The 24,317-nt window shown below is 65.9% G+C and carries 22 protein-coding genes and 2 pseudogenes; 10 read left to right on the top strand and 14 right to left on the bottom strand.

All coding sequences use genetic code 11. The features are described from left to right. Positions 1-2: 2 nt before the first annotated feature. The 11 genes and pseudogenes from araG to mpl all read right to left on the bottom strand — a co-directional run bounded on the left by araG (position 3) and on the right by mpl (position 12,955). Complete coding sequence (gene araG / locus OKW30_RS21030) at positions 3-1,559, bottom strand: L-arabinose ABC transporter ATP-binding protein AraG (protein WP_184066812.1); 1,557 nt, start codon at positions 1,557-1,559, stop codon at positions 3-5. 262 nt (positions 1,560-1,821) lie between these two features. Beyond that, a pseudogene (locus OKW30_RS21025) lies at positions 1,822-2,821 on the bottom strand (arabinose ABC transporter substrate-binding protein). Between the two features lie 120 nt (positions 2,822-2,941). Continuing rightward, positions 2,942-3,730 (bottom strand): SDR family oxidoreductase, encoded by a 789-nt coding sequence (locus OKW30_RS21020; protein WP_429347772.1) that lies wholly within the window; start codon positions 3,728-3,730, stop codon positions 2,942-2,944. After that, positions 3,727-4,407, bottom strand: a complete 681-nt coding sequence (locus tag OKW30_RS21015) for a 2-dehydro-3-deoxy-6-phosphogalactonate aldolase (protein ID WP_184066819.1) — start codon at positions 4,405-4,407, stop codon at positions 3,727-3,729. The genes OKW30_RS21020 and OKW30_RS21015 overlap by 4 nt, the downstream gene beginning before the upstream one ends. A 49-nt stretch (positions 4,408-4,456) precedes the next feature. Continuing rightward, positions 4,457-5,569: pseudogene (locus tag OKW30_RS21010) on the bottom strand (2-dehydro-3-deoxygalactonokinase); the annotation flags it as partial. Next, entirely contained in the window at positions 5,566-6,594 is a 1,029-nt protein-coding gene (locus tag OKW30_RS21005; RefSeq protein ID WP_429347489.1) for an IclR family transcriptional regulator, read from the bottom strand. The gene OKW30_RS21005 and the pseudogene OKW30_RS21010, both read right to left, overlap by 4 nt. Before the next feature lie 362 nt (positions 6,595-6,956). After that, positions 6,957-7,691 (bottom strand): monofunctional biosynthetic peptidoglycan transglycosylase, encoded by a 735-nt coding sequence (mtgA, locus tag OKW30_RS21000; protein ID WP_429347488.1) that lies wholly within the window; start codon positions 7,689-7,691, stop codon positions 6,957-6,959. Positions 7,692-7,716: 25 nt separating this feature from the next. After that, positions 7,717-8,580 carry a shikimate dehydrogenase gene (gene aroE, locus OKW30_RS20995; RefSeq protein WP_184022896.1) on the bottom strand — a complete coding sequence of 288 codons (864 nt, stop codon included), beginning with the start codon at positions 8,578-8,580 and terminating at the stop codon, positions 7,717-7,719. Beyond that, positions 8,577-10,733, bottom strand: coding sequence for a ribonuclease catalytic domain-containing protein (locus OKW30_RS20990; RefSeq protein ID WP_429347487.1), 2,157 nt, complete (start codon positions 10,731-10,733; stop codon positions 8,577-8,579). Before OKW30_RS20990 ends, aroE begins: the two co-directional genes overlap by 4 nt. Before the next feature lie 216 nt (positions 10,734-10,949). Further along, complete coding sequence (locus tag OKW30_RS20985) at positions 10,950-11,564, bottom strand: YqiA/YcfP family alpha/beta fold hydrolase (RefSeq protein WP_184022894.1); 615 nt, start codon at positions 11,562-11,564, stop codon at positions 10,950-10,952. Beyond that, positions 11,561-12,955 carry a UDP-N-acetylmuramate:L-alanyl-gamma-D-glutamyl-meso-diaminopimelate ligase gene (gene mpl, locus OKW30_RS20980; RefSeq protein WP_184066834.1) on the bottom strand — a complete coding sequence of 465 codons (1,395 nt, stop codon included), beginning with the start codon at positions 12,953-12,955 and terminating at the stop codon, positions 11,561-11,563. The genes OKW30_RS20985 and mpl overlap by 4 nt, the downstream gene beginning before the upstream one ends. A 188-nt stretch (positions 12,956-13,143) precedes the next feature. Between mpl and OKW30_RS20975 the strand changes: the two genes are divergently transcribed. From OKW30_RS20975 to OKW30_RS20930, 10 genes are all read left to right on the top strand, one after another. Then, positions 13,144-13,794, top strand: a complete 651-nt coding sequence (locus tag OKW30_RS20975; protein WP_184066837.1) for a UDP-N-acetylmuramate--alanine ligase — start codon at positions 13,144-13,146, stop codon at positions 13,792-13,794. 19 nt (positions 13,795-13,813) lie between these two features. Further along, entirely contained in the window at positions 13,814-14,374 is a 561-nt protein-coding gene (locus OKW30_RS20970; RefSeq protein ID WP_184022891.1) for a TlpA family protein disulfide reductase, read from the top strand. Between the two features lie 208 nt (positions 14,375-14,582). After that, complete coding sequence (gene aroQ, locus OKW30_RS20965) at positions 14,583-15,038, top strand: type II 3-dehydroquinate dehydratase (RefSeq protein ID WP_429347486.1); 456 nt, start codon at positions 14,583-14,585, stop codon at positions 15,036-15,038. Between the two features lie 78 nt (positions 15,039-15,116). Next, entirely contained in the window at positions 15,117-15,590 is a 474-nt protein-coding gene (accB, locus tag OKW30_RS20960) for an acetyl-CoA carboxylase biotin carboxyl carrier protein (protein WP_090801903.1), read from the top strand. A 116-nt stretch (positions 15,591-15,706) separates the two neighbouring features. After that, positions 15,707-17,071, top strand: a complete 1,365-nt coding sequence (accC, locus tag OKW30_RS20955; RefSeq protein WP_184006568.1) for an acetyl-CoA carboxylase biotin carboxylase subunit — start codon at positions 15,707-15,709, stop codon at positions 17,069-17,071. 3 nt (positions 17,072-17,074) lie between these two features. Then, complete coding sequence (gene prmA, locus OKW30_RS20950) at positions 17,075-17,977, top strand: 50S ribosomal protein L11 methyltransferase (RefSeq protein ID WP_429347485.1); 903 nt, start codon at positions 17,075-17,077, stop codon at positions 17,975-17,977. Between the two features lie 47 nt (positions 17,978-18,024). Next, positions 18,025-19,407, top strand: a complete 1,383-nt coding sequence (locus OKW30_RS20945; protein WP_429347484.1) for a zinc-ribbon and DUF3426 domain-containing protein — start codon at positions 18,025-18,027, stop codon at positions 19,405-19,407. 72 nt (positions 19,408-19,479) lie between these two features. Beyond that, positions 19,480-19,980 carry a thiol peroxidase gene (tpx, locus tag OKW30_RS20940; protein WP_090801909.1) on the top strand — a complete coding sequence of 167 codons (501 nt, stop codon included), beginning with the start codon at positions 19,480-19,482 and terminating at the stop codon, positions 19,978-19,980. A gap of 94 nt (positions 19,981-20,074) precedes the next feature. Further along, positions 20,075-21,013, top strand: a complete 939-nt coding sequence (locus OKW30_RS20935) for a carbohydrate kinase family protein (protein WP_090801910.1) — start codon at positions 20,075-20,077, stop codon at positions 21,011-21,013. 25 nt (positions 21,014-21,038) lie between these two features. Beyond that, positions 21,039-21,515, top strand: a complete 477-nt coding sequence (locus tag OKW30_RS20930) for a glycine zipper 2TM domain-containing protein (protein WP_184006573.1) — start codon at positions 21,039-21,041, stop codon at positions 21,513-21,515. Between the two features lie 224 nt (positions 21,516-21,739). On the opposite strand, the gene OKW30_RS20925 is transcribed toward OKW30_RS20930, so the two are convergent. From OKW30_RS20925 to OKW30_RS20915, 3 genes are all read right to left on the bottom strand, one after another. Further along, positions 21,740-22,366 (bottom strand): histone H1-like DNA-binding protein, encoded by a 627-nt coding sequence (locus OKW30_RS20925; RefSeq protein WP_429347483.1) that lies wholly within the window; start codon positions 22,364-22,366, stop codon positions 21,740-21,742. Positions 22,367-22,395: 29 nt separating this feature from the next. After that, complete coding sequence (locus tag OKW30_RS20920) at positions 22,396-22,713, bottom strand: hypothetical protein (protein WP_184066854.1); 318 nt, start codon at positions 22,711-22,713, stop codon at positions 22,396-22,398. Between the two features lie 87 nt (positions 22,714-22,800). Further along, positions 22,801-24,036 carry a ribonucleotide-diphosphate reductase subunit beta gene (locus OKW30_RS20915; protein ID WP_090805471.1) on the bottom strand — a complete coding sequence of 412 codons (1,236 nt, stop codon included), beginning with the start codon at positions 24,034-24,036 and terminating at the stop codon, positions 22,801-22,803. Between the last annotated feature and the right edge of the window lie 281 nt (positions 24,037-24,317).

The following is a 24,317-nucleotide window of genomic DNA, read 5'->3' as shown; positions in this document are numbered from 1 at the left end:
GTTCAGGCCGCGCGCGACGCGCTCTGGTTGGCGGCGTTGGCGTTCGCGTTTTCAGGCAGCGCGGTCGAGCTTTGCGGCAGCGCGAGGCTCAGCACCGACTGCTCGGTCGCGTCCTTGCGCGCGAGCTCGCCGGAAATGCAACCCTGGCGCATCACGACGATCCGGTCGGACACGCCGAGCACTTCGGGCAATTCCGACGAAATCATCACGATCGCGCAGCCGCGCTCCGCGAGCTGATAGATCACGTTATAGATCTCGTGTTTCGCGCCGACGTCGATGCCGCGTGTCGGTTCGTCGAGAATCACGACTTTCAGATCGGGCTCGGCGAGCCAGCGCGACAGAATCGCCTTCTGCTGGTTGCCGCCCGACAGGAAGCGGATCTTCTGCCGCCGATGCGGCGTCTTGATCTTCAGCAGCTTGATGAAACGGTCGGCCGTCTGCGCCTCCTTCTTGCGATCGAGAAACACGCCCGCGCGCAGATAGTGACGGCGGCAGCTGATGTTGATGTTCTCCGCAACGCTCGCCATCGCGACGATGCCCTCTTCCTTGCGATCCTCGGGGCACAGCACGATGCCGTGTTTAATCGCCTCGCCCGCGCTGCGCACCTTGATCGGCTTGCCGTCAAGTATGAGTTCGCCGCCCTTGCGATGCTCGGCGCCGTACACCAGATGCATCAGCTCGCTGCGGCCCGCGCCGACGAGTCCGAAGAAGCCGACGATCTCGCCGCGCCGCACCTCGAAGCTCGCCGGCTGCGCGAGCGGATGACCTTCGATCGCCTTCGCCGCGAAACGCACTTCGCCGAGCGGCCGCGCCGAATAGCTATAGATGTCCGAAATTTCGCGCCCGACCATCTCGCTGACGATCGTGTCGCGCGACACGCCTTCTAGCGTGGGATGCGACGCGACCTTGCGGCCGTCGCGGAAGATCGTGCACGCGTCGCACAGCTCGTAGATCTCGTCCATGCGATGCGAGATGTAGATCATCGCGCGGTTGTCGGCGCGCAGATCGCGCACCAGCTTGAACAGCACCTCGGTCTCGCGATGCGACAGCGAGCTGGTCGGCTCGTCGAGCGCGATCACGCGCGCGTTGCGCATCAGCGCCTTGCAGATTTCGACCATCTGCCGCTGCGCGATCGACAGCTTGCGCAGCTTCGCGTTCGGATCGAGCGCGACGCCCATCGCTTCGAGCCGCTCGCGCACGAAGCGCTTCGCCTCGCGCTTGTTGACCCAGCCGAGCGCATTGGGCAACTGGCCGAGCAGCAGATTTTCCGCGACCGTGAGGTCGGGCACGTACTGCAGTTCCTGGTGAATCACCGCGATGCCGGCACCGATCGACGCGGCCGCGCTCGGAAAGCGCACCTCGTTGCCGTCGATCAGCATGCGGCCCGAATCGGGCTGATACTCGCCGCCGAGAATTTTCAGCAGCGTCGATTTCCCGGCGCCGTTTTCGCCCATCAGGCCGTGCACCTGGCCGACGTTGACGTCGAAGGACACGCCGTCGAGCGCGCGCACGCCTGGAAAAACCTTGCCGATATTGTCAAAACGTAGCGTCGCTGACACTTCGCCTCCTTGTCGACCGGAGTTAGCGCTTTAGCGCTTACTCCGGTCCCATGCAGTTTCATCGCGGTCGACCGGAGTTAGCGCTTTAGCGCTTACTCCGGTCCCACGCAAGATATTGCTGCTTCATGTTGACCGTACGCGTTTCGCGGACGGTCCGTCTGTCTACCGCAGATCGTCTCTCGCCGCCGGCGCGCCGTCCCCTGCGCCAGGCAGGGAAAGCGACGCGCCGGCGGTGTACTTCATACCACCGCAAGTCTTGCGATTACTTCGACGCGAGGCCCATCTTCTCGCGCACTTCGCCGACGTTGTCGCGCGTCGCCAGCATGCCGGTCGTCAGCGTCAGCAGCGGCGGTTCCTTGCCCTGCGTGATCCACGCGTACATCAGTTCCGAGGTTTCCCTCGCCGTGGCGCTTCGGGCTGATGATCACGGTGCCGTAGAAGCCCGTCGGCTGCGGCTTCTTGAACTCGTTCATCGCGGACTCCGAACCGCCGATGCCGATGCCGATCATGTTGTCGGCCTTGAAGCCACGGCCTTCCGCCGCGCGCACCGCGCCGAGCACGCCTTCGTCGTTCAGCGCGTAAGCGACCCAGTGCTTGAACTGCGGGTTCTTCGTCAGCGCGATGTTGGCGGCGTTGAACGCGTTTTCCGTGTCGGTCTTCGCCTGCGGCGCGGTGACGATGTTCGCTTTCGGGAAGCCCGCGGCGACCAGCGCGTCGGTTGCGCCGGTGGTGCGGTCATGCGCGGTCGGCAACTGCTCGTAGGTCACGTCGATCGCGCCGACGTCCTTCATGTCCCAGCCGCGCTTCTTGATTTCAGCCGCGATGCCGTCGCCGACCTGCTTGCCGATGTTATACGCCGAGATGCCCATGTGCGGCACCGCTTCGATCGGCTTGCCCGCGCCGTCGACGAGGCGGTCGTCGACCGTCATCATCTTCAGGCCGTCCGCCTTCGCCTTGGCGACGATGCCCGGCCCGAGCTTGACGTCGGGTGTGCAGATCACGAAGCCCTGTGCCTTCTGCGCGGCGAGGTTATCGATCGCGCTCATCACCTTCTCGCCCGACGGCGCGCCGATCTTCACGAGCGTGAAGCCCTTCTGCCTGGCGGCGATCTCGGCGAACTTCCATTCGTCCTGGAACCACGGTTCTTCCGGCTGCTTCACGAGGAAGCCGATCTTGACCGAATCGGCGGCCTGTACGACCGGTGCGTTGAAGAGCACACCCGCCGCCGCCGCTGCCAGCGTGAGGAAAATTCTGCGTTTCATATTGCGTGTCTCCTGACTAATTGATAACGAGAAGGTAATCGGCCGCGTCTTCTTGTACCGGTCTGACACACGCGGCCAGCGCGTCGTCCGGTGTTCTGTGCGTCTTCTGGCGACGCAAATTCAGTCGTGGTAAAGCACCGAGCGCCCGCCATCGACGGTGATGCAGCTCGCATTGATGAACGGCGCTTCGTCCGACGCGAGGAACACCGCGGTCATCGCCACCTCCTCCGGACGGCCGATGCGCTTCATCGGCTGCAGATCGAGTGTCGCCTGCTGCGCGGCGGCCGGATCGGACTGCTCGTTCCACCAGTCGTGCGTCAGCTGCGTCTCGATGTAGCCCGGCGCGATCGCGTTCACGCGCACGTTGCGCGGCGCGTACTCGATGCCGAGCGCGCGCGTGAGGCCAATCACGCCGTGCTTCGCGACCGGGTACGGAAAGCAGCCCGGAATGATCTTGAACGCGTGCGTCGACGCGATGTTCACGATGCTGCCCGCGCCACGCTCGACCATGCCCGGCAGCACCGCGCGACAGCCGTTCCACACGCCGTCGAGATCGACCGCGAAGCAGCGCCGCCAGTCGGCGTCGGTCATCGTCAGCGGATCGCAGAACACGTTGATGCCCGCGTTGTTGACGAGGATGTCGAGCGCGCCGAACGCGCGTTCGCCTTCGCTGACCGCGTGCCGCACCGACGCCGGTTGCGTCACGTCGGTCTGCACCGCGAGCACGCGCGCGCCGGCGCCGGTGCCAACTTCCGCCTCGATCTGCGCGGCCGTGCGCTGCGCCGTGTCGAAGTCGAGTTCCGCCAGCACGACCGCCGCGCCTTCGCGCGCGAACGCCAGCGCGATCGCCGCGCCTATGCCACGTCCAGCGCCCGTCACGAGAGCGGCTTTGCCGGCGAGCCGGTTCATTTCTTCACGCCCGCGCGGGCGATCCGCAGACCGTTGATGAACGCCTTCGCATGCGACGCGGTCACCGCCGCGCTCTGGCCCGGCTTGTACAGCGCCGAGCCGAGGCCGAAACCGTTCGCGCCGGCGCTCAGGAACGGCCCCATGTTGTCCGGCGTGACGCCGCCGACCGGCACGAGCGGCACCTGCGCGGCGATCACCGCGCGCCATGCCTTGACGACCTGGCAGCCGAGCTGCTCGGCGGGGAACATCTTCAGCACGTCCGCGCCGTTCTTCAGCGCGATGAACGCCTCGGTCGGCGTCGCGACGCCGGGCGCGCAGGCGAGGCCCCGCGCCTTCGCGGCGATCACGACTTCCGGATCGCTGTGCGGCATCACGATGAGTTCGCCGCCCGCGGCCTTCACGTCGTCCACCAACAGCGGATGCAGCACCGTGCCCGCGCCGACGATCGCGTCGGCCGGCAGCACCTTGCGGATCGCCGAGATGCTGTCGAACGGCTGCGGCGAATTGAGCGGTACTTCGACGATGCGAAAACCGGCTTCGTACAGGGCCTGACCGTGATCGGCCGCGTCGGCGGGCGTGACGCCGCGCAGGATCGCGATCAGCGGACAGGCTTCGAACGCGGCGATCAGACCCGCGTGCGGCATGTACGGTGCGGGCAGATTGATGTGTGGTTGCATGTCGGTTCCTTGTTTCGTGAGCGTCGTAAAGGGCTCTGCCGCCGGTCAGCCCTGCGCGCGCCGCCTGGGCGGACGGCCGGACGAGCTTCGCTTCGACGGCGACGCGCCACAGGCCGCGTTCGGTTGCATGCCTGACCGGCTCCGCGCGCAGACAGCCGAATTGCGCGAGCGCGAGGCGGTAGCGCTCGCACAGCGCGTCGTTGCCGATCAGCCGCAGACTCTGCTGCGCGAGCGAGCTGCCTTGCTGCGCGAGTACCGCTTCGAGGCCGGCGAGTTCGTGCCCGATCAGCAGGCCCGACAGATAGTCCGGCTGTGCCTCGCTCGACAGCGCGCCGGTCAAGCCGAGCGTGCGCGTGCTGAACACGGTCGCGAGCACGCCTGCCTGGCCCTTCTCGCGCGCGATGTTTACGCCGCGCAGAAATGCTTCGGTATCCGGGCGATCGGGCGTGATCATCGTGCGGCCGAGAATCGTGTGCTCGCGCAGCGCGGCGAACACCTCGCCGGTCATGAACGTATGAAAGCGCTCGATGCGCTCCGCCTGCACGACCGCCCATTTCGCGTGCGTGCCGGGCAGGCCGATCAGCGAGCGGGCGTTGCTGTCGACCGAGTTCGCGTCGTGCGCGCCGTCCGCGTCCGCGCTGAGCGCGCCGAAAATTTGCGTCTCCTCGCCGCGCATCACGTTCGGCAATTCCCCGCGTTGCAGCACGCCCGGCACGATATGCAGCGTCGCGCCGCGCGCGGTCTGCACGCGGACGATACCGGCCACCAGCGCATCGGCGTTCGCGGGTGTCTCGACATACGGCGCTTCGAGCCAGCCCTGCGCGCTGCCGACCATCCCCGCCGCGATCACCGGCACGCCGCGCGCATGGTCGAGCCATGCGCCGCAGGCGTCGTCGAACGCGGCGTCGAAGCCGCCCTCGGCCGCGCCACGCGGCAGATTCATGATGCCGGCCGTCGATGCGCGCGTCGCCAGCACGCGACCGTGCGCGTCGAACAGATAGGCGCGCAGCGACGTCGTGCCCCAGTCGAGCGCGATCAGCGCGGCGTGCGTGAAATCGACGGCGGCGGTATCGGCGGCGGCGGTCGCGTCCGGCTTCACGCCCGAGGTGGGCGCGGCGGGCGCCCGGTGGTTCGCCAGCGTGGCGGTGCCCGCTTGTTTCATCGCTTGATCCTGCGCGTGGCCGGTCGCGGTGCGCGCCAACCGAGTTCTTCCGAAATCGCGCGCGCCTCGCGCTGCACGACCGGAATCAGTTCGTCCATCCGTTCGAGCGGCATATAGGGAATCGTGCTGGCCACCGACAACGCCGCGACGATCGCGCCCGACGCATCGCGCACCGGCGCCGCGACGCAACGGATCGCCGCTTCGTTCTCTTCGAGATCGAACGTGTAGCCGCCGGCCGCGTAGTTCGTCATGCGCTGCAGGAAGGTCGGCGCATCGGGGCGGTTGTCCGGCTTGAAGCTGACGCCTGCGAGCGCGCGGCGCGACGCGTCGAACAGCGACTGCCATGCGTCCGGCGCGAGGTCGAGCATCATCGCCTTGCCGATGCCGGTCGACGCGAGCGGCATCCGATGGCCGACGCGCGAGCGCATTTCGAGGCCGCGCGTGCCGGGGATCTTGTCGATGTACAGCACGTCGTCGCCGTCGCGCACGCCGAGGTGGATCGTGTCGAGCGTCTGCTCGGCCAGCGACTCGAGGTGCGGACGCGCGACGGCCGTCAGCGGCATCTGTTCGAGCGCGATCGTGCCGAGCTCGATCAGCTTCGGCCCGAGCAGATAGCCGCCCTGCACCTGGCGCAGATAGCGCGCCTGCACGAGGCTGCTGACGAGCCGGTGCGTGGTGCTGCGGGTCGTGCCGAGCGCGGCGCCGAAGCTGCGCAGATCGCGCACACCGGCCGCGGCCGCCTCGAGAATCGCAAGGCCGCGCAACAGCGTCTGCGTGCCGGCCTGCTGCGGCGTGATTTCCAGCAGCGTGACCGGCAGCCCGAGACCGTCGACGGTCGCCGCGCGCGCCACCGGGCGCGACGCCCTCGCGGTAACGGACGCACTGGCGGCGACATTGGCGGTGACGGCTGAAGCCTCGCGCGGCGCGGAATTCAGCGCCGGATTCGCGGCGCTGTTCGGCCCGCCGTTCGAGCCCTGCGCGGCCTCGGTCGCGCTGGCGGCGGGAGTGGGCATCGCTTTGTTCATGGCGATTCGCCTTCGGATGGTTTCTGCGCTTAGCGCGCGGGGCCGGAGAACAGAGCGGGAACGGGTGCGGCGCCGCGCTCGCGCGGCTGCTGTGGTTGGCTGCCAGACATGGTCGGTCTCGTCTCCGGTTTTTTTCTGTCGCAGTTCGCTGTTTCGGCGCGCTGGGGCGCCGACTCGCGATGCATGTTGGCTTGGATTGTAGGGCGACTTTTGAGAATCACCAATATGTGAATGTTGAGTCCATATAGTGAGATTTTAGTGGGCGATCGAGTGTTTAGCGAACTGTCGCGGTCGCGGTCTGCTGACGAAAAAAGCCCGCGCGAGGCGGGCTTCGAAGCAGGACAACGGGATCGAGGGCTCTTTCAATCCGGCAATTCAGCCGCGCCCATCCGCCGCGCAATCATGCGCGCGCGTTGCGTGAGATACGCCGAATTCCTGTGTTCATCGAAATACCTGGGGCGTGGCAGCATCACCGCGAGCCGCGCCGACTGCGCGGCCGTGAGCTTGCTCGCCGAGGTCTTGAAGTAGTACTGCGCGGCCGCCTCGGCGCCGTACACGCCGCTGCCCCATTCGACCGAGTTCAGATAGATCTCGAAGATGCGCTGCTTGTCCATCAGCGTTTCGAGCATCCACGTGATGATCAGCTCCTGGCCTTTGCGGATATAGCTTTTCTCGCGCGACAGAAACAGGTTGCGCGCAAGCTGCTGCGAGATCGTCGAGCCGCCGCGCACGATCCGGCCTTGCGCCTTGTTGCGCTCCCACGCCTGCAGGATCGCGTCGGTTTCGTAGCCTTTGTTGTTGACGAAGTTCGCGTCTTCGGACGCGATGATCGCGCGCTTCAGGTTGCGCGAAATCTGCTCGTACGGCACCCACGTTCGCTGCACCGACAGATCCGGCCGGTCCTGCGACAGACGCCACGCGTCCGAGCGCATGAACGCGGTCGAGCGCGGATTGACGACGTTCCAGATTGCGATCTGCGCGAAGTAGTACGCCTGCGTCGCGAGCCAGGCGATGGCCACGACCGCGGTCAACCAGGCGAGCCAGCGCAGCGGGCCGGACTGGCCGCGCGAACCGCTGGCGCGCCGCGTCGCTGTCATGGTGCGTGCTATCCGCGCGCCGACGTTACGCGGGCGACGGCGCCGTCAGCAGCGCGCGCAATTCGGCGAGCACCGGCGCACTGTCCGGACGCACGCCGCGCCACACATGGAACGATTCGGCGGCCTGCTCGACCAGCATGCCGAGTCCGTCGGCGCCGCGCGCGCCGAGTTTCGCCGCGTGCTGCATGAAGATGGTCGGATGCGCGCCGTACATCATGTCGTAGGCGAGCGTGCCGTTGCCGAACGCGCGATCGTCGCACTCGGGCAGCGACGCATCGAGGCTGCCCGCGGTCGCGTTGACGATCACGTCGTACTGGCCCGCTTCGATCGCGCGGGCGCTGCCGCCGGTCAGACGGCAATGCGCGCCGCTGGCAGCCTGCGCGAACTGGTCGACCAGCGCTTCGGCCTTCTGCGCCGTGCGATTGACGATCGTCAGCGTATGCGGCGCGCGCTCGAGCATCGGCAGCACGACACCGCGCGCGGCCCCGCCCGCGCCGAGCAGCAGGATGCGGGCGCCCTTCAGCGACACGCCGAGATTCACCTCGATGTCGCGCACGAGGCCGAAGCCATCAGTGTTGTCGCCGTAGATGCCGTCGGCGTCGACCCGCAGCGTGTTCACCGCGCCGGCCGCCGCCGCGCGCGGCGACAGCGTGTTCGCGAATGCATGCGCGTCGAGCTTGAACGGCACCGTCACGTTCAGGCCGCGTCCGCCCGCTTCGATGAACGCGCGCACGTGCGGCACGAACGCGTCGAGCGGCGCGAGCAGATGACCGTACTCGACCGGCTCGCCGGTTTGCGCGGCGAAGCGGCCGTGGATGAACGGCGACTTGCTATGCCCGACGGGGTTGCCGATGACCGCGTAGCGCTCGCGCGTTGGGTTGCCGCTCATCGTCCCGGCTCCGTGATGTGTTGGTCGCGGTCGGCGTTGTTCGCGGCGTTGTTCGCGGCGTTGTTCGCGGCGTCGTTGCCGTCGCCGGTCGCCGCAGATTCGTCTGCGCTGGGGTTGTCGTTGGGATTGCCGCCGTCGGCTTCCGCTTCAGCTTCGGCTTCGCTTTCGGCGCTGTCGTCGGATGCGTCGAGCAACTCTTCCTCGCTCTCGTCCTCGCCTTCTTCGGCTTCGGCGCCGCTCGTCACGGTCGGTGCATCGAGCACGTGCAACAGACGCACCGACGCTTCGATCGTCAGCTCATCGATCGACATGACTTCCATCTGCAAACGCGTGCCGCGCGCATGCACACCGAGGCCCGGCACGTGCAGCAGCAGCGGAATTTCCTCGAGACGCACGAGATCGCCCTTCACGACCGACGCGACCACCTGCTTGCGGTTTTCCTGCCTGAGCCAGCGCAGACACCAGAAGTACTCCATGCGACGCTGATAGTCGGCGTACGCGGTGTAGGTATCGTCGAAGCCTTGCACGACCGCGAACAGATCGGCGTCCTTCGGCTTGAACGGCGCGGCGAGCTTGGCGGTCACGCCATGCTGCACGCACGCGATCAGCTGCCACTGATTCACGAGGTCGACGTAGCGGCGCAGCGGCGACGTGCTCCACGCGTACTGCGTGACGCCGAGCCCTTCGTGCGGCGCGGCGTTGGTCTGCATGCGCGTGCGCTTCGGGCCGCTCGGCACGCCGAACGCGCGCTGCGTGCGATAGATGCCCGGCACGCCGTGATCGTGCAGGAACCCGCCCCACGACGAGTTCGCGAGAATCGCCAGCTCGGCGACGATCGTGTCGAGCGGCGAGCCGCGCCGGCGCGGCGTAATCGTGACATGCTCGCCGTCGACGTAGAAATTGAAGTCGGTATTGCGCTGCACTTCGCGGCGCAGGCCGTAGCCGGCGCGCGCGGTCTGGCGCTTTTCGAACAGCGCTTGCGCGAACGGCCACAGCACGGCGATATCGTCCTTGTGCGGATACTCGCCGGTGCCCTCGGCGAGCGCCTTCTCGGTGACGATTTCGTCGAGCGTGTTGTGGCGCAGATTGTTCTTCACGAACACGCGCTCGGCGCGCGTTTCGCTCGCGACGATCTCCTGCGTCTCGCGATTGACGATCACGTACAGCGACAGCGCCGGCCGATACCCACCCTCGGCAAGCGTGAAGGTGTCGACGACGCTGTCGGGCAGCATCGTGATCTTGTCGCCGGGCATGTAGACCGTCGACAGACGCGCGCGCGCAATCGCATCGACTTCGTCGCCACGCTGGATGCCGAGCGCCGGCGCGGCGATGTGCACGCCGATGCGCACACGGCCGTCGGCCAGATGCTCGACCGAGAACGCGTCGTCGATTTCGGTCGTGGTGATGTCGTCGATCGAGAACGCCTCGACGTCGGCCTGCGGCAGATCGTCGGGCACGTTCGCGGCCGCGACGGACGGGAAGCCGGTGCCGTGCGGGAAGAACTCGGACAGGAACTTCGCTTCGTGCAGCGCGCGCGGCGACGCGATCGCGCCGCATTCGAGCATCAGCCGCGCCTGCGAGATGCCGCGCGCGGCCGCGGCGCCCTCGAGCGCCTTGTACTCGATCGTGTTCTTGTCGGGCTTCGTCAAGAGCGCGAGCCCCTTGCCGCCCGCGAACGCTTCAGGCAGACGGCCTGCCTTCAGCTCTTCCTCGTACTGCGCCTGCACGAGCGCCTGCTGACGCTTGCGCTCGAGGCCCGCGAGCGCCATCTTCAGTTGCTCCTGCGGCGCGCGCTGGTACATGCCGCGGCCCTTGCGGCGGAAGTACACCGGCGAGCCCTGCATGCGCAGCACCAGCGCCGCGCGCTCGATCGCGCCGAAGCTCGCGCCGAAGTACTCGGCGCCCAGCGTCGCGAACGGGAATTCATCGTCCGGCGCGCATTCCCACAGGAAGTCCAGATCGATCTCTTGCGCCAACGCGTCGGCCTGCTGCATCAGTTCGGCCGCGCTGGGCTTCTCGAACTCGATCAGCACATCCTTCGCGCGCACCTTCGCGCGCCGCCCGCCCGGCAACTCGACCTGAAACGCGTCGCCCTGGCGCGACAGCACGCTGCCGGCCTTGAAACTGCCCGATTCCTCGAAGAAAACGTTCACTCAATACTCTCGTTCTGACTTGCGTCTGCCGTCGCGCCCGACGCCCTGTGGCGATCGATCACTGCATGCGCGGCACGGCAACCTGTTCGTGATAGTGAATCCGCGGCGCGCACTGCGCGTGCCAGCGGGTTGAATCTTGCGACCAGCGGTGGCGGTCGGTGTGCCTCTCTGACTGACGTCCTGGCAGGGTTTCGGTGCCGCCGCCCTTGCGTGCCGTCAGGCCGCCGCGCGCGGCGCCGGCGGCTCGACATGTTCGGCGTCGCAAAAGGCCAGCACGTCGTCGAGATACTGCGCGAACTCGCTGATCGCGTGGTCGCTGCCCTCGATCAGCGTGGTGCGCGCGCCCGGATAGTGCGCGAGCATTTCGCGGTAGTCGAGCACTTCGTCGCCGGTGGCTGCCATCAAATAATAGCGTTCGGGCCGCGTGATCGACGCCACGCCGAGCGCGCGCAATTCATCCAGATGATGCGGCTCGACGACGATGCTGCCGCCACCGTGCCACAACGGCTGCTCGCCGAGATACGCGCTCAGGTCGCGCTGCGGCACGACCGCCGGGTTCAGCAACACGGCCGGCCAGCCGTGTTTCTCGGCCAGATGGGTGGCGAAGTAGCCGCCGAGCGAACTGCCGATCACGGTCACCTGCCGCGCATCGCCCTTCGCGCGTGCGTCGGCGACCAGCGATTCGGCGAGCGCCACGGTTTCGAACGGCGACACCGGCAGCATCGGGCAGCACCACTCGTCGGCGCGACCCAGCTCGGCGAGACGCGCCGCGAGCAGGCGCGCCTTGAACGAATTCGGCGACGAACGGAAACCGTGCAGATACAGAATCACGACGCGCCTCGCGTCGAAAGACCGTCGAGCAGTTTCTGATGCACGCCGCCGAAGCCGCCGTTGCTCATCACCAGAATCTGGTCGCCGGGGCGCGCCGCGTGGACCACCGCCTTCACGAGCGCGTCGAGGTTGTCGAACGCCTGCGCCTTGCCGTCGAGCGGCGCGAGCGCTTCGCCGAGGTTCCAGCCGAGCGCGTCGCGCCCGCTCGGCGCGCCGTAGCCGAACACGAGATCGGCGTCGGCGAGGCTCGCCGGCAGTTGCGCTTTCATCACGCCGAGCTTCATCGTGTTCGAGCGTGGTTCCAGCACCGCAAGGATTCGCGTGTTGTCGCGGCCGACCCGCGCGCGCAGGCCGGCCACCGTCGTCTCGATCGCGGTGGGGTGATGCGCGAAGTCGTCGTACACGGTCACACCCTCGACGCTGCCACGCACTTCCATGCGGCGCTTCACGTTGCGAAAACCTGACAGCGACTTCGCGGCCTGCGCGGGCGGCACGCCGACATGGCGCGCGGCGGCGATCGCGGCGAGCGCGTTCAGGCGGTTATGCTCGCCCTGCACCTGCCAGTCGACCACGCCGACGCGCTCGCCGTTGTGATAGACGGCGAAGCGTTCGTCGACGGGCACGCCCTGCTCCGCCGCCTGGATCTCCCAGCCGCCCTGGACGCCGAAGCGCTCGACCTCGCTCCAGCAGCCGCGCGTCAGTACGCGCTCGAGCGCGTCCTCGCGGCCGTTCGTGACGACGCGGCCGAGGCGTGGCACCGTGCGGATCAGATGATGGAACTGCGTTTCGATCGCGGCGAGATCAGGAAAGATGTCGGCGTGATCGAATTCGAGATTGTTCAGCACCGCCGTTTTCGGGCGGTAATGGACGAACTTCGAGCGTTTGTCGAAGAACGCGGTGTCGTATTCGTCCGCTTCGATCACGAAGAAGCTCGAATCGGTGAGCCGCGCCGACACGCCGAAATTCAGCGGCACACCGCCGATCAGGAAGCCCGGGTTCAGGCCCGCATCTTCGAGCAGCCAGGTCAGCATCGAGCTCGTGGTGGTCTTGCCGTGCGTGCCGGCCACGGCCAGCACCCATTTGCCGTTCAGCACGTGCTCGCCGAGCCACTGCGGACCGGACACGTACGGCAGGCCGCGGTCCAGAATCGCTTCCATCAGCGGGTTGCCGCGCGTGACCACGTTGCCGATCACGAATAGATCCGCGTTCAGGCCGTTCAGTTGGTCCGCGTCATAACCCTCGATCAGACCGATGCCTTGCGCCTCGAGCTGCGTGCTCATCGGCGGATAGACGCCGGCGTCGCAGCCGGTCACGGTGTGGCCCGCATTGCGCGCGAGCACTGCGAGTCCGCCCATGAAGGTGCCGCAGATGCCGAGGATGTGGATATGCATAAGCCTGTCGTGCCGCGGGGGCGTTTCTTGCGAGGGATGAGAGAGCCACAGGACGGCCGGAACGACCGTCTGCAAAGGACGCCTATTGTAACCGACGCGACGCGCGCTGCCCCCTGCCGGCCGCGCCCGGCGCCGCCCCGTGCGGGCCGCCGAACCGCGTCGCAGGCTCGATCGAGTATCATGCAAGGATGGTCCGCAAATCACATTTCGATCCGCAGCGCCTGCGCGAGGAAATCGCAATCGCGGCGGCACGCCTGATTGCCGAAGACGGCCTGGATTACGCCAGCGCGAAGCGCAAGGCGGCCCGGCAGGTCGTCGGCGAGACTCGTGTTGCCGGCGAATGGCTGCCGGACAACGATCAGATCGAAGAAGAAATCCGCGAATATCAGTCGCTGTTCCAGAGCGACAGCCAGCCGGCGCTGCTGCGGCGCCTGCGCATGATCGCGGTCGACTGGATGGAGCGGCTCGCGCCGTTCAATCCGTATCTGACGGGCGCGGTGCTCGGCGGTACGGCCGGCGAGCATTCGGATGTGCATCTGCAGGTGTTTTGCGACAACCCGAAGGAAGTCGCGATCTACATGCTCAATGCAAACATCCAGTACGACGTGTCGGAAACGCGCCACTTCGCGGGCCGCGGCTACGTGGAGACGCTGAGCTTTCTGTGGCGCCCCGCGGGCGAGCGCAACGCCGAGCCGGTCGGCATCCACGTCGCGCTGTACGAAACCGACGACCTGCGTGGCGCGGTACGCGCCGACGCGCGCGGCCGCACGGCGCGGGCCAATTTGCCGGCGGTGCAGGCGCTGCTCGACGGCGACGAAGTGCCGTCCTTCACCAATTGATCAGACAGAACGGAGCACGATGAACACGAGACGTATGCTGGCGGGCGCGGTCGTCGCGCTGATTGCCGCGGGCGGCGGCGTACTGGCCAATCACTGGCTCAATCGCGGTTCCGACGTCGCGTACGCGGCGCAGGCCGGGGCGCAGCCTGCCACCTCTGCGAGTCCCGTGCAGCAACTGTGGACCGCCCCGGTCACGAACGTCGACGGCAAACCGCAGTCGCTGAGCCTGCTCAAGGGCCACCCGATCGTCGTCAACTTCTGGGCGTCGTGGTGCGCTCCGTGCGTCGAGGAAATGCCGGCGCTGTCGCAGATCCAGCGCGAGTACGCGAAGAAAGGCATCCAGTTCGTCGGCCTCGGCGTCGACTCGGAAAAGAACATCCAGACCTTCCTGCAGAAAGTCAAGGTCGCGTACCCCGTCTACGTGACCGGCTTCGGGGGCGCCGACCTCGCGCGCGCGTTCGGCAACAATGCGGGCGGTTTGCCGTTTACCGTCGTGATCGACGCAAAAGGCAACATCCGCTCGACAAAATTGGGCCAGATCGACCCGACGGCGCTGCGTCAGACGCTCGACGCGCTGTAAATTTCCCGATTTCCCACGCTGCGCTTTTTGGCATGCGATTCCGTGCAGAACGAGCAAAAATACACGGATAATTCCCGAATTTGAGTGAAGTTGGATCCAAGGCTGCGCCGCGGCCCGCGCCGGCCGTCGCCGCGTACGCGCGCGAAACTAGACAAGTTTCTCTAATCAGCGCTAAAGTGCGCGCAATTCCACGGAAAAAGAAGCGACCATGACGCGACTGCTGGTACTGCACGGACCCAACCTCAATCTTCTCGGCAGCCGGGAACCCGAGGTCTACGGTCGCGTGACCCTGCCGCAGATCGATCAGGCGCTGGCGGACCGCGCAGCCGACGCAGGCGTCGAACTCGCGTCATTTCAGAGCAATCACGAAGGCGCACTGGTCGACCGTATTCAGGCGGCCCGCACCGAGCAAACCGATTTCATCCTGATCAATCCCGCCGCGTACACACACACGAGCGTGGCCAGTCGCGACGCACTGGCGGGGGTCGGCATCCCGTTCGTCGAGATTCATCTGTCGAACGTGCATCGCCGCGAACCGTTCCGGCATCACTCGTATTTCTCCGACCAGGCTGAGGGCGTCATTTGCGGCCTCGGCTGGAAGGGGTATCTGTACGCGCTCGAATTCGCGCTCGACCGGCTCGCGGCCGGGTCGTCGCGCGGCTGAATCCAAACACGTCCAATTTGAGCCGGCTACTGCGACTTGCACACGCCGGCACACTACGCATTGAAAAGGGGCACCCTGATGGATCTACGTAAACTCAAAACTCTGATCGACCTCGTCTCGGAGTCCGGTATTTCCGAACTCGAAGTGACCGAGGGCGAAGGCAAGGTCCGCATCGTCAAGAATGCGCCGCCGGTTTACGTCCAACCGTCCGCCTCATACGCCGTACCGCAATTCGCACAACCGGCACCGTTCGGCGCTGTCGAAGCACCGGCAGCCCCCGCGGGCGCTCCGGCCACGCCGGCCGCCGCCGCACCGCAGGGTCACGTCGTCACCTCGCCGATGGTCGGCACGTTCTACCGCGCGCCGTCGCCGGGCGCCGATCCGTTCGTGCAGGTCGGTGACACGGTCAAGGAAGGCCAGACCATCTGCATCATCGAAGCGATGAAGCTGCTCAACGAGATCGAGTCGGACAAGTCCGGCGTGGTCAAGGAAATCCTCGTCGAAAACGGCCAGGCGGTCGAATACGGCCAACCGCTGTTCGTGGTCGGCTAACGCGGCACGCACTATTTGCCGCCCGCGCGCCGCTCGTCCCGAGGCGCGCGACCGATCCTCTGCGGCAGCCGGCGTCGTGACCGACCCGGCGCCCATTGATGAGTCGAAAACCCGCTATGTTTGAAAAAATCCTCATTGCCAATCGTGGCGAGATCGCGCTTCGTATCCAGCGCGCCTGCCGCGAGCTCGGCGTCAAGACGGTCGTCGTCTATTCGGAAGCCGACAAGGAAGCCAAGTACGTGAAGCTCGCCGACGAGGCGGTCTGCATCGGCCCGGCACCGTCGAATCTGAGCTATCTGAACATGCCCGCGCTGATCAGCGCGGCCGAAGTCACCGACGCCGAAGCGATCCACCCCGGCTACGGCTTCCTGTCGGAGAACGCCGACTTCGCCGAGCGCGTCGAGCAGTCCGGCTTTACCTTCATCGGCCCGCGTCCGGAAACGATCCGCATGATGGGCGACAAGGTCACGGCCAAGCAGACCATGATCAAGACCGGCGTGCCTTGCGTGCCGGGTTCGGAAGGCGCGCTGCCGGACGATCCGAAGGAGATCGTGAAGATCGCCCGCCAGATCGGCTATCCGGTCATCATCAAGGCGGCCGGCGGCGGCGGCGGCCGCGGCATGCGCGTGGTCCACACGGAAGCGGCGCTCGTCAACGCGGTCATCATGACCCGCGAGGAAGCCGGCCGCGCGTTCGGCAACCCGCAGGTCTACATGGAGAAATTCCTCGAGAACCCGCGGCACATCGAAATCCAGGTGCTGGCCGACTCGTTCAAGAACGCCGTGTGGCTCGGCGAGCGCGACTGCTCGATGCAACGCCGTCACCAGAAGGTGATCGAGGAAGCGCCGGCGCCGGGCATCGCGCGTCGCCTGATCGACCGTATCGGCGATCGTTGCGCGGACGCGTGCAAGAAGATGGGCTATCTCGGCGCGGGCACCTTCGAGTTCCTGTATGAAAACGGCGAGTTCTACTTCATCGAGATGAACACGCGCGTACAGGTCGAGCATCCGGTGACCGAACTGATCACCGGTGTCGACATCGTGCAGGAACAGATCCGCATCGCGGCCGGCGAGAAGCTCACGTTCCGTCAGCGCGACATCCAGTTCCGCGGTCATGCGATCGAATGCCGGATCAACGCCGAAGATCCGTTCAAGTTCACGCCGTCACCGGGACGCCTGACCTCGTGGCATATGCCGGGCGGTCCCGGCATCCGCGTCGATTCGCACGCCTACAATGGTTATTTCGTGCCGCCGAACTACGATTCGATGATCGGCAAGCTGATCGCTTACGGCGCCACGCGCGAACAGGCGATCATGCGGATGCGCATCGCGCTGTCGGAAATGGTGGTCGAAGGTATTCAGACCAACATCCCGCTGCACCGTGAGCTGATGCTCGACGCGAAGTTCGTCGAAGGCGGCACCAGCATCCACTACCTCGAAAACCGGCTGGCCGCGCGTCAGCAGGTCGCGGAAGAAGCGTAAGTCATGAGCTATCGGGAACTGGTTGCCGAACTGGCGCGCGAGCACGCGGAGGAGTTGTCCGACGCGCTGCTCGAGCTGGGCGCGTTGTCGGTGTCGGTCGAAGACGCCGACGCCGACACGCCCGACGAGCAGCCGCTGTTCGGCGAGCCCGGCCTCACGCCGGATCGCACGGCATGGCAGCATTCGCGTGTGATCGCGCTGCTCGCGCCGGAACACGATCCGGCCGTGCTGCTAACCGCCGCGGCCAACGAGATCGGACTCGATGCCGCGCCGGCATATACCGTGCGCGAGGTCGAGGAGCAGGACTGGGTGCGGCTCACGCAGTCGCAGTTCGATCCGATCCAGATCGGCGAGCGCATCTGGGTCGTGCCGTCGTGGCACGATGCGCCGGACCCCGACGCGCTCGTGCTCGAACTCGATCCGGGTCTCGCGTTCGGCACCGGCAGCCACCCCACCACGCGTCTGTGCATGGAGTGGATCGAGCAGTCGATCAAGCCCGGCCAGTCCGTGCTCGACTACGGCTGCGGCTCGGGCATCCTCGCGATTCTCGCGAAGAAGTGCGGCGCCGCTCCGGTGATCGGCATCGATATCGATCCGCAGGCGGTCGAATCGGCGCGTCACAATAGCGAACGCAATCACGCCGAAGTCACCTATGGCCTGCCCGACGCCTGTCCGGCCGGCGAATTCGACGTCGTGGTCGCGAACATCCTGTCGAATCCGCTCAAGCTGATGGCATCGATGCTGTTGTCGAAGGTGAAGCCGGGCGGCCACATCGCGCTGTCGGGCATTCTCGCCCGCCAGGCCGAGGAGGTCGCGCAGGTCTACGCGCGCTGGATCGATATCAGCGTGTGGCGCGAACATGAAGGTTGGGTGTGCCTCGCCGGAACGCGCCGCGAAAGCAATTAGAATAAGGCGTATTGTCAACCTAACGGCCTCAGGCTCAACGGCTCGATATGCACCTGGCAACGCGTTGCCCCTTCTGCGAAACTGTCTTCCTTCTGCAACCGGCGCAGCTTGCGCAGCGCCGCGGCCTCGTGCGGTGCGGGCATTGCCAGGAAGTCTTCGACGCGTCGAGCAGTCTGTTCGACGTCTCCGAAGGCGGCGATTTTTCCACGGCCAAACCGGTTGCGGCCGCGGCGGCCATCGAAGCGCTGTCGGGTGTGCGGCAACCCAAGCCGGACTTCAGCGGCGACGCGTGGGACCCGTGGGCGCCGGCTTCGGAACAAGACTCCACCAGCATTTCCCGCAGCACGCTCGATGCCCGTTTGCGCGACCACGCGAGCAGCGTGCCGCTCGCGCCGCTGCCGCTTGGCGGCAACGAGCACGCACCCGTCACATCGGGCACTCCTCGCCAGGCGACCGAACCGGAATTGCGCGCCGGCGCTTTCACGGCACCGCTGCCCGCGGACGATGAGCCGACGCTGGCCGACGCGCCGCTCGAACCCTTCGCCTATCCCGCCGACAACGCGGTCGATGAACCGCCTGTCGTCCCGCCCACCGCGCCTGCTTCCCCACCGCGAGTCGAAGACGAAGCGCCGCGCGTCTGGCACAAGATCGAACGCCCCGAGCCGTCCACGCTCGATGAACCGGCGCTGCGCGAACCGGCAAGTCTGCATGGCATGCCCGACAACGAGCCGCACTTCGGCCCGGTCGGTGGGGGCGTGGGCGGCTTCGGCGCCGCCGCAGGCATGGCTGCCGCAGGTGCTTCGGGCGCCGGCGGTCCCGGCGGCCCGCGCCCGCCGGGCGGTCCGTCGCTCGCCCCATCGAGCGGCGAGCCATTCTCGGTCAATCCGCCCGTCAGCGATGGCGACGATCCGTTCCCGGTCGTGCGCGAAACCCGCCCGGTGGACGCCAGACGCGTCGGCTGGATCGTCGCCGGTGTGGTGCTCGCCGCGCTGCTCGTCATTGCGCTGCTCGCGCAACTCGCGTGGTGGCAACGCGAGACCGTGATGGTCAACCTGCCGCGCTCGCAGATCCTGTACGCGCAGGCCTGCGCGCATCTCGGCTGTCAGTTGACGCCGCCGCACGACATCGAAGGCCTGCTGGTCGAGCCCTCCGATCTGCGGCAGATCGACGGCCCGCACAAGCTCGAGTTGAAGATGCCGCTGCACAACCGCCTGAACATCGCGCTCGCCTACCCCGCGATCGAACTCACGCTGCTCGACGATCAGAACAACGTCGCCGTGCGGCGCGTGCTGTGGCCGCAGGATTACGTGCCGCCCGGCACCGTGATCGCGTCCGGCCTGCCCGCGCACGCGACGCAGACGATGATCGTGCACCTCGACACCGGCAGCGCGATTGCCTCCAATTTTCGCGTACAGATTTTTTATCCGTAACGCACCCTCGCGCGCCCGCTCCCGAGCGGGCGCATCATTGTCATCACTGACGCCCTTTTCGGAGCACAACACATGAGTCAAGTCACGCTGGGTGGCAACCCGATCGAAGTAAGCGGCACGTTCCCGTCGGTCGGCCAGCAGGCCGCCGCATTCTCGCTGATCGGCCGAGACCTGAAGCCGCTGACGCTCGCCGACTTCGCAGGCAAGCGCAAGGTGCTCAACATCGTCCCGAGTCTCGACACGCCGACCTGCGCGACGTCGACGCGCAAGTTCAACGAAGCCGCCGCGAAGCTCAGCAACACGGCCGTGATCGTCGTGTCGGGCGACCTGCCGTTCGCGGCGTCGCGCTTCTGCACGACCGAGGGCATCGAGAACGTGGTGACCGCGTCGACGTTCCGCGGCCATGAGTTCGCGCAAGCGTACGGCGTCGACGTGACGAGCGGTCCGCTGACCGGCCTGACCGCGCGCGCGGTCGTCGTGCTCGACGAAAACGACAAGGTCGTGCACGCCGAGCTGGTCGGCGAGATCAAGAACGAGCCGAACTACGACGCAGCGCTCGCCGCGCTGAAGTAAGCCCTCTCGCGCGCGCCGACAGCGCCGCGCCTCGCGCGCGGCGCTGTCGGCGCGGCGCGTCTCTTCCCACCGCTTTCATACAGGAACGCTCGCCTTGGCTACGCTCATCTGCGGCTCGCTCGCGTACGACAACATCATGACCTTCGAAGGCCGCTTTCGGGAGCACATCCTGCCGGAGCAGGTCCACATCCTGAACGTAAGCTTTCTCGTGCCGACCATGCGTCGCGAGTTCGGCGGCTGCGCGGGCAACATCGCCTATGCGCTGAATCTGCTCGGCGGCGACGCACGCATCATGGGCGCGATCGGCGCCGTCGACGCACAGCTCTATCTGGACCGGCTCGCGCAGCTCGGCCTGTCGACGGAAAACGTGCTCGTCGTGCCCGACACCTACTCGGCGCAGGCGATGATCACGACCGACCTCGAGAACAACCAGATCACCGCTTTCCATCCGGGCGCGATGATGCAGTCGCATCAGAACCGCGCCGACGAAGTAGCGGGCCTGACGCTCGGCATCGTCGCGCCGGACGGCTATGACGGCATGGTCCAGCACTCCGAACAGCTTGCCGCCGCAGGCGTGCCGTTCATCTTCGATCCGGGCCAGGGCTTGCCGCTATTCGACGGCGAGACGCTGCGGCGCATCATTGAACTTGCTACTTATGTAGCGGTCAACGATTACGAAGCCGCGCTGGTGAGCAACAAGACCGGCTGGTCGATCGAACAGATCGCCGGCAAGGTCGACGCGCTGATCATCACGCTCGGCGAGAAGGGTGCGCAGATCCATCACGGCGGCGGTATCGAAGAGATTCCGGCGGTAACGGCCAGGCAGGTGCTCGATCCCACCGGCTGCGGCGACGCGTTTCGCGGTGGCTTGCTCTACGGTATCGAGAAGGGTCTCGGGTGGGCCACGACCGGCCGTCTCGCCAGCCTGATGGGCGCACTGAAGATCGAGCATCAAGGCCCGCAAAACTACGCGCCCAGTCGGGCGGAAATCAACGAGCGGTTCAAGCAGGCCTTCGGATACGACCTGCACTGATATCGCGTGCTATGGGAGTTTGGGAATGAGAACATCGAGTCGCCTGATCGTCGTCACCTTGATCGCCGGTTCGCTGGCCATGTCGGGGTGTGCGGTCAACAGCAGCTCTCCCGACGTTTTCACCGCCTCGCAGGCGCAGCGTGAACAGACGGTTCGCATGGCCACGGTGGAGAGCGTGCGCGCGGTGCGGATCAGCACGAACGACGGTCAGCCGATCGGCATCGGCGCACTCGGCGGCGCGGCGCTCGGCGCGCTCGCCGGCAGCACGATCGGCGGCGGACGTGGCTCGGTCGCGACGGGTATCGTCGGCGGCATCGGCGGTGCGGTCGCCGGCAATGCAATCGAAAACCGCGTCGCCATGCGCGACGGTATCGAAATCACCGTGCGCCTCGACAACGGCGACATGCGCGCCGTCACCCAAACTGCTACCGGCGAAATCTTCCGCGCCGGCGATCGCGTGAGGCTGCTGTCGAGCGGCGGCGTCACGCGCGTCACACACTAAGCGCACCTCCCGCGCGGCGGCGCGTAGTTCAGCGCCGCGACGACGACTTCACACGCATGGGTCCTCACGGGTCCATGCGTGTTTTTTCTTTTCGGGACGACGGGCAAAAAAAACCCGCCACCAGCACGCCGGTAACGGGTCATTGACCGGGTGGCGCCCACAAGAAATCGAGCACGACCCGGTCATCCGACACATCGTACGATGTGTCGACTTACTGCTACTGCTTACGGACGGCTGCCCGTCGGGAACGGCCATGCCGCTGCCGGGTTCAGCGCGGTCTTCACCGTCGCCGCCGGTGCGCTCGAGACAGCAGGCGCAGCGGGAGCAGGCGCGGCCTTCTTGGCGACAGCCTTCTTCGCAGGGGCAGCCTTCTTCGCAGGCGCAGCGGCCTTCTTCGCGGCAGCCTTCTTGCCAGGTGCAGCTTTCTTGGCTGCAGCCTTTTTGGCAGGCGCCGCCTTCTTGGCAGCGGCCTTCTTCGCCGCGACCTTCTTCGCCGGTGCTGCCTTCTTCGCTGCGGCCTTCTTCGCCGGTGCTGCCTTCTTCGCTGCGACCTTCTTCGCTGCGACCTTCTTCACCGCGGCTTTCTTCGCCGGTGCTGCCTTCTTCGCCGCGACCTTCTTGGCTGCAACCTTCTTCGCCGCGACCTTCTTCACTGCGGCTTTCTTCGCCGGTGCTGCCTTCTTCGCCGCGACCTTCTTCGCTGCAACCTTCTTCGCGGCGACCTTCTTCACTGCGACCTTCTTCGCGGCGACCTTCTTGGCCGGAGCAGCCTTCTTAGCGGGAGCAGCCTTCTTTGCTGCGGTCTTCTTTGCTGCGGGCTTCTTGGCCGCGGCCTTCTTTGCAGTTGCCATCATTTTCTCCTTCAGGTTTTCAGATGAGGTCAGTTCAAACTACACCCTTCGTCAAAACCCGCTTCCCGCGGACGCTTCTCAGGGCGCGCGCTACGAAGCGGGCTATTCATCGGCGTACGCAGGTGCGGCGCGCTTACGCTAATGAATGCGGTAAGGCGCGCCGTGCCCGAAGGCACCGCGCGCCAAATCTGGTCGGCGTCGCAAGGCGACGCCGGCAATTGCTTGATCGGGCCGCCGGCAGCGACGCCAGCGGCTTTTTCCGGGGGGAAGTTTGCCCATCCCACTGAAGGGTCCGCAAAGTGCCTGTCATGTTGGTGGGCCGTCAAGGCACCGGGCACGCTTTGCATCAGGCCGTTCTGCTCCTAACCCGGGGCGCCGCGGCCACAGGCGGCGGCATCCCCATCAATGAATACATCCGCGATACGAATCCCGGCTTACTCCCAGGAAAGCGCACCGCCAGTCTGATATTCGATCACTCGCGTCTCGAAGAAATTGCGTTCCTTCTTCAGGTCGATCATCTCGCTCATCCACGGGAACGGGTTTTCCTCGTTCGGGTAGAGCGGATCGAGACCGATCTGCTGGCAACGGCGGTTGCAAATGAAGCGCAGATAGCTCTTGAACATCGACGCGTTGAGGCCGAGCACGCCGCGCGGCATCGTATCTTCGGCGTAGCGGTATTCGAGCTCGACCGCCTGCTGGAAGATCGCGCGAATTTCGGCGCGGAATTCGGCCGTCCACAGGTGCGGGTTTTCGAGTTTGATCTGGTTGATCAGGTCGATGCCGAAGTTGCAGTGCATCGACTCGTCACGCAGGATGTACTGGTACTGCTCCGCCGCGCCGGTCATCTTGTTCTGGCGGCCGAGCGCCAGGATTTGCGTAAAGCCGACGTAGAAGAACAGGCCTTCCATCACACAGGCGAACACGATCAGCGAGCGCAGCAGCGTCTGGTCTGCTTCGAGCGTACCGGTCTTGAAGGCCGGGTCGGTCAGCACGTGGATGTACGGAATCAGGAATTCGTCTTTCGCGCGGATCGATGGAACCTCGTGATACGCGTTGAAGATTTCGCCCTCGTCCAGACCGAGCGACTCGACGATGTACTGGTAAGCGTGCGTGTGGATCGCCTCTTCGAACGCCTGGCGCAGCAGGAACTGGCGGCATTCGGGCGCCGTGATGTGGCGGTAGGTGCCCAGCACGATGTTGTTGGCGGCGAGGGAATCTGCCGTCACGAAGAAACCCAGGTTGCGCTTGACGACGCGGCGCTCGTCTTCGGTCAGCCCGTTCGGGTCTTTCCACAGGGCGATGTCGCGCGACATGTTCACTTCCTGCGGCATCCAGTGGTTGGCGCAACCCGCCAGATACTTTTCCCAAGCCCACTTGTACTTGAACGGCACCAACTGATTGACGTCAGTCTGGCCGTTGATGATGCGCTTGTCGGCGACATTGACGCGCGCTTCGGAAGCGGCCGCCGCGTTGGCAACCGCGTTGCCAATATGAGCAACGGGAGCGACAGCGACGTCGTTCGCGAAGACTTCTTGAGCGGAGGGAGCATGCGGCGCGGAACGCGTTCCGATTTGCGAATCCACAGCCGACCCCGCAGCGTTGCGCAACACGTTCGGTTGCGTCGCGCTCGAGGGAGTTACGGCAGTGATCTCGTCATCCCAGTTGAGCATAAATGTCACCATCAATTTAGAACGGTTTGTACCATCTTTTCACGAGCGATAAAAGAGTTCACTCGCGAAAATTCCTGTTTTCGATTCGCGTTGCTACGTTCATACAACACTTTGTTCGACATGCTGCGTGTGACCCATCCAGTGACGCGTGATGAACGCGAGTTCAACATGTGTTGCCGAGGTCCTTCGCGAACTCGAAGAGCAACGTTTCGACACGACGTTTCGTTGCTCTATCTATATGTATTGCGCAGTGCGTTCACGGCATCCGCCGACTGATCGAT

This window comes from Paraburkholderia sp. Clong3 (assembly GCF_050436485.1).
In the GTDB taxonomy this organism is placed as follows: Bacteria; Pseudomonadota; Gammaproteobacteria; order Burkholderiales; family Burkholderiaceae; genus Paraburkholderia; species Paraburkholderia tuberum.
Note: the sequence above shows the minus strand (reverse complement) of the source record. Positions and strands in the feature narration are given on the sequence as shown.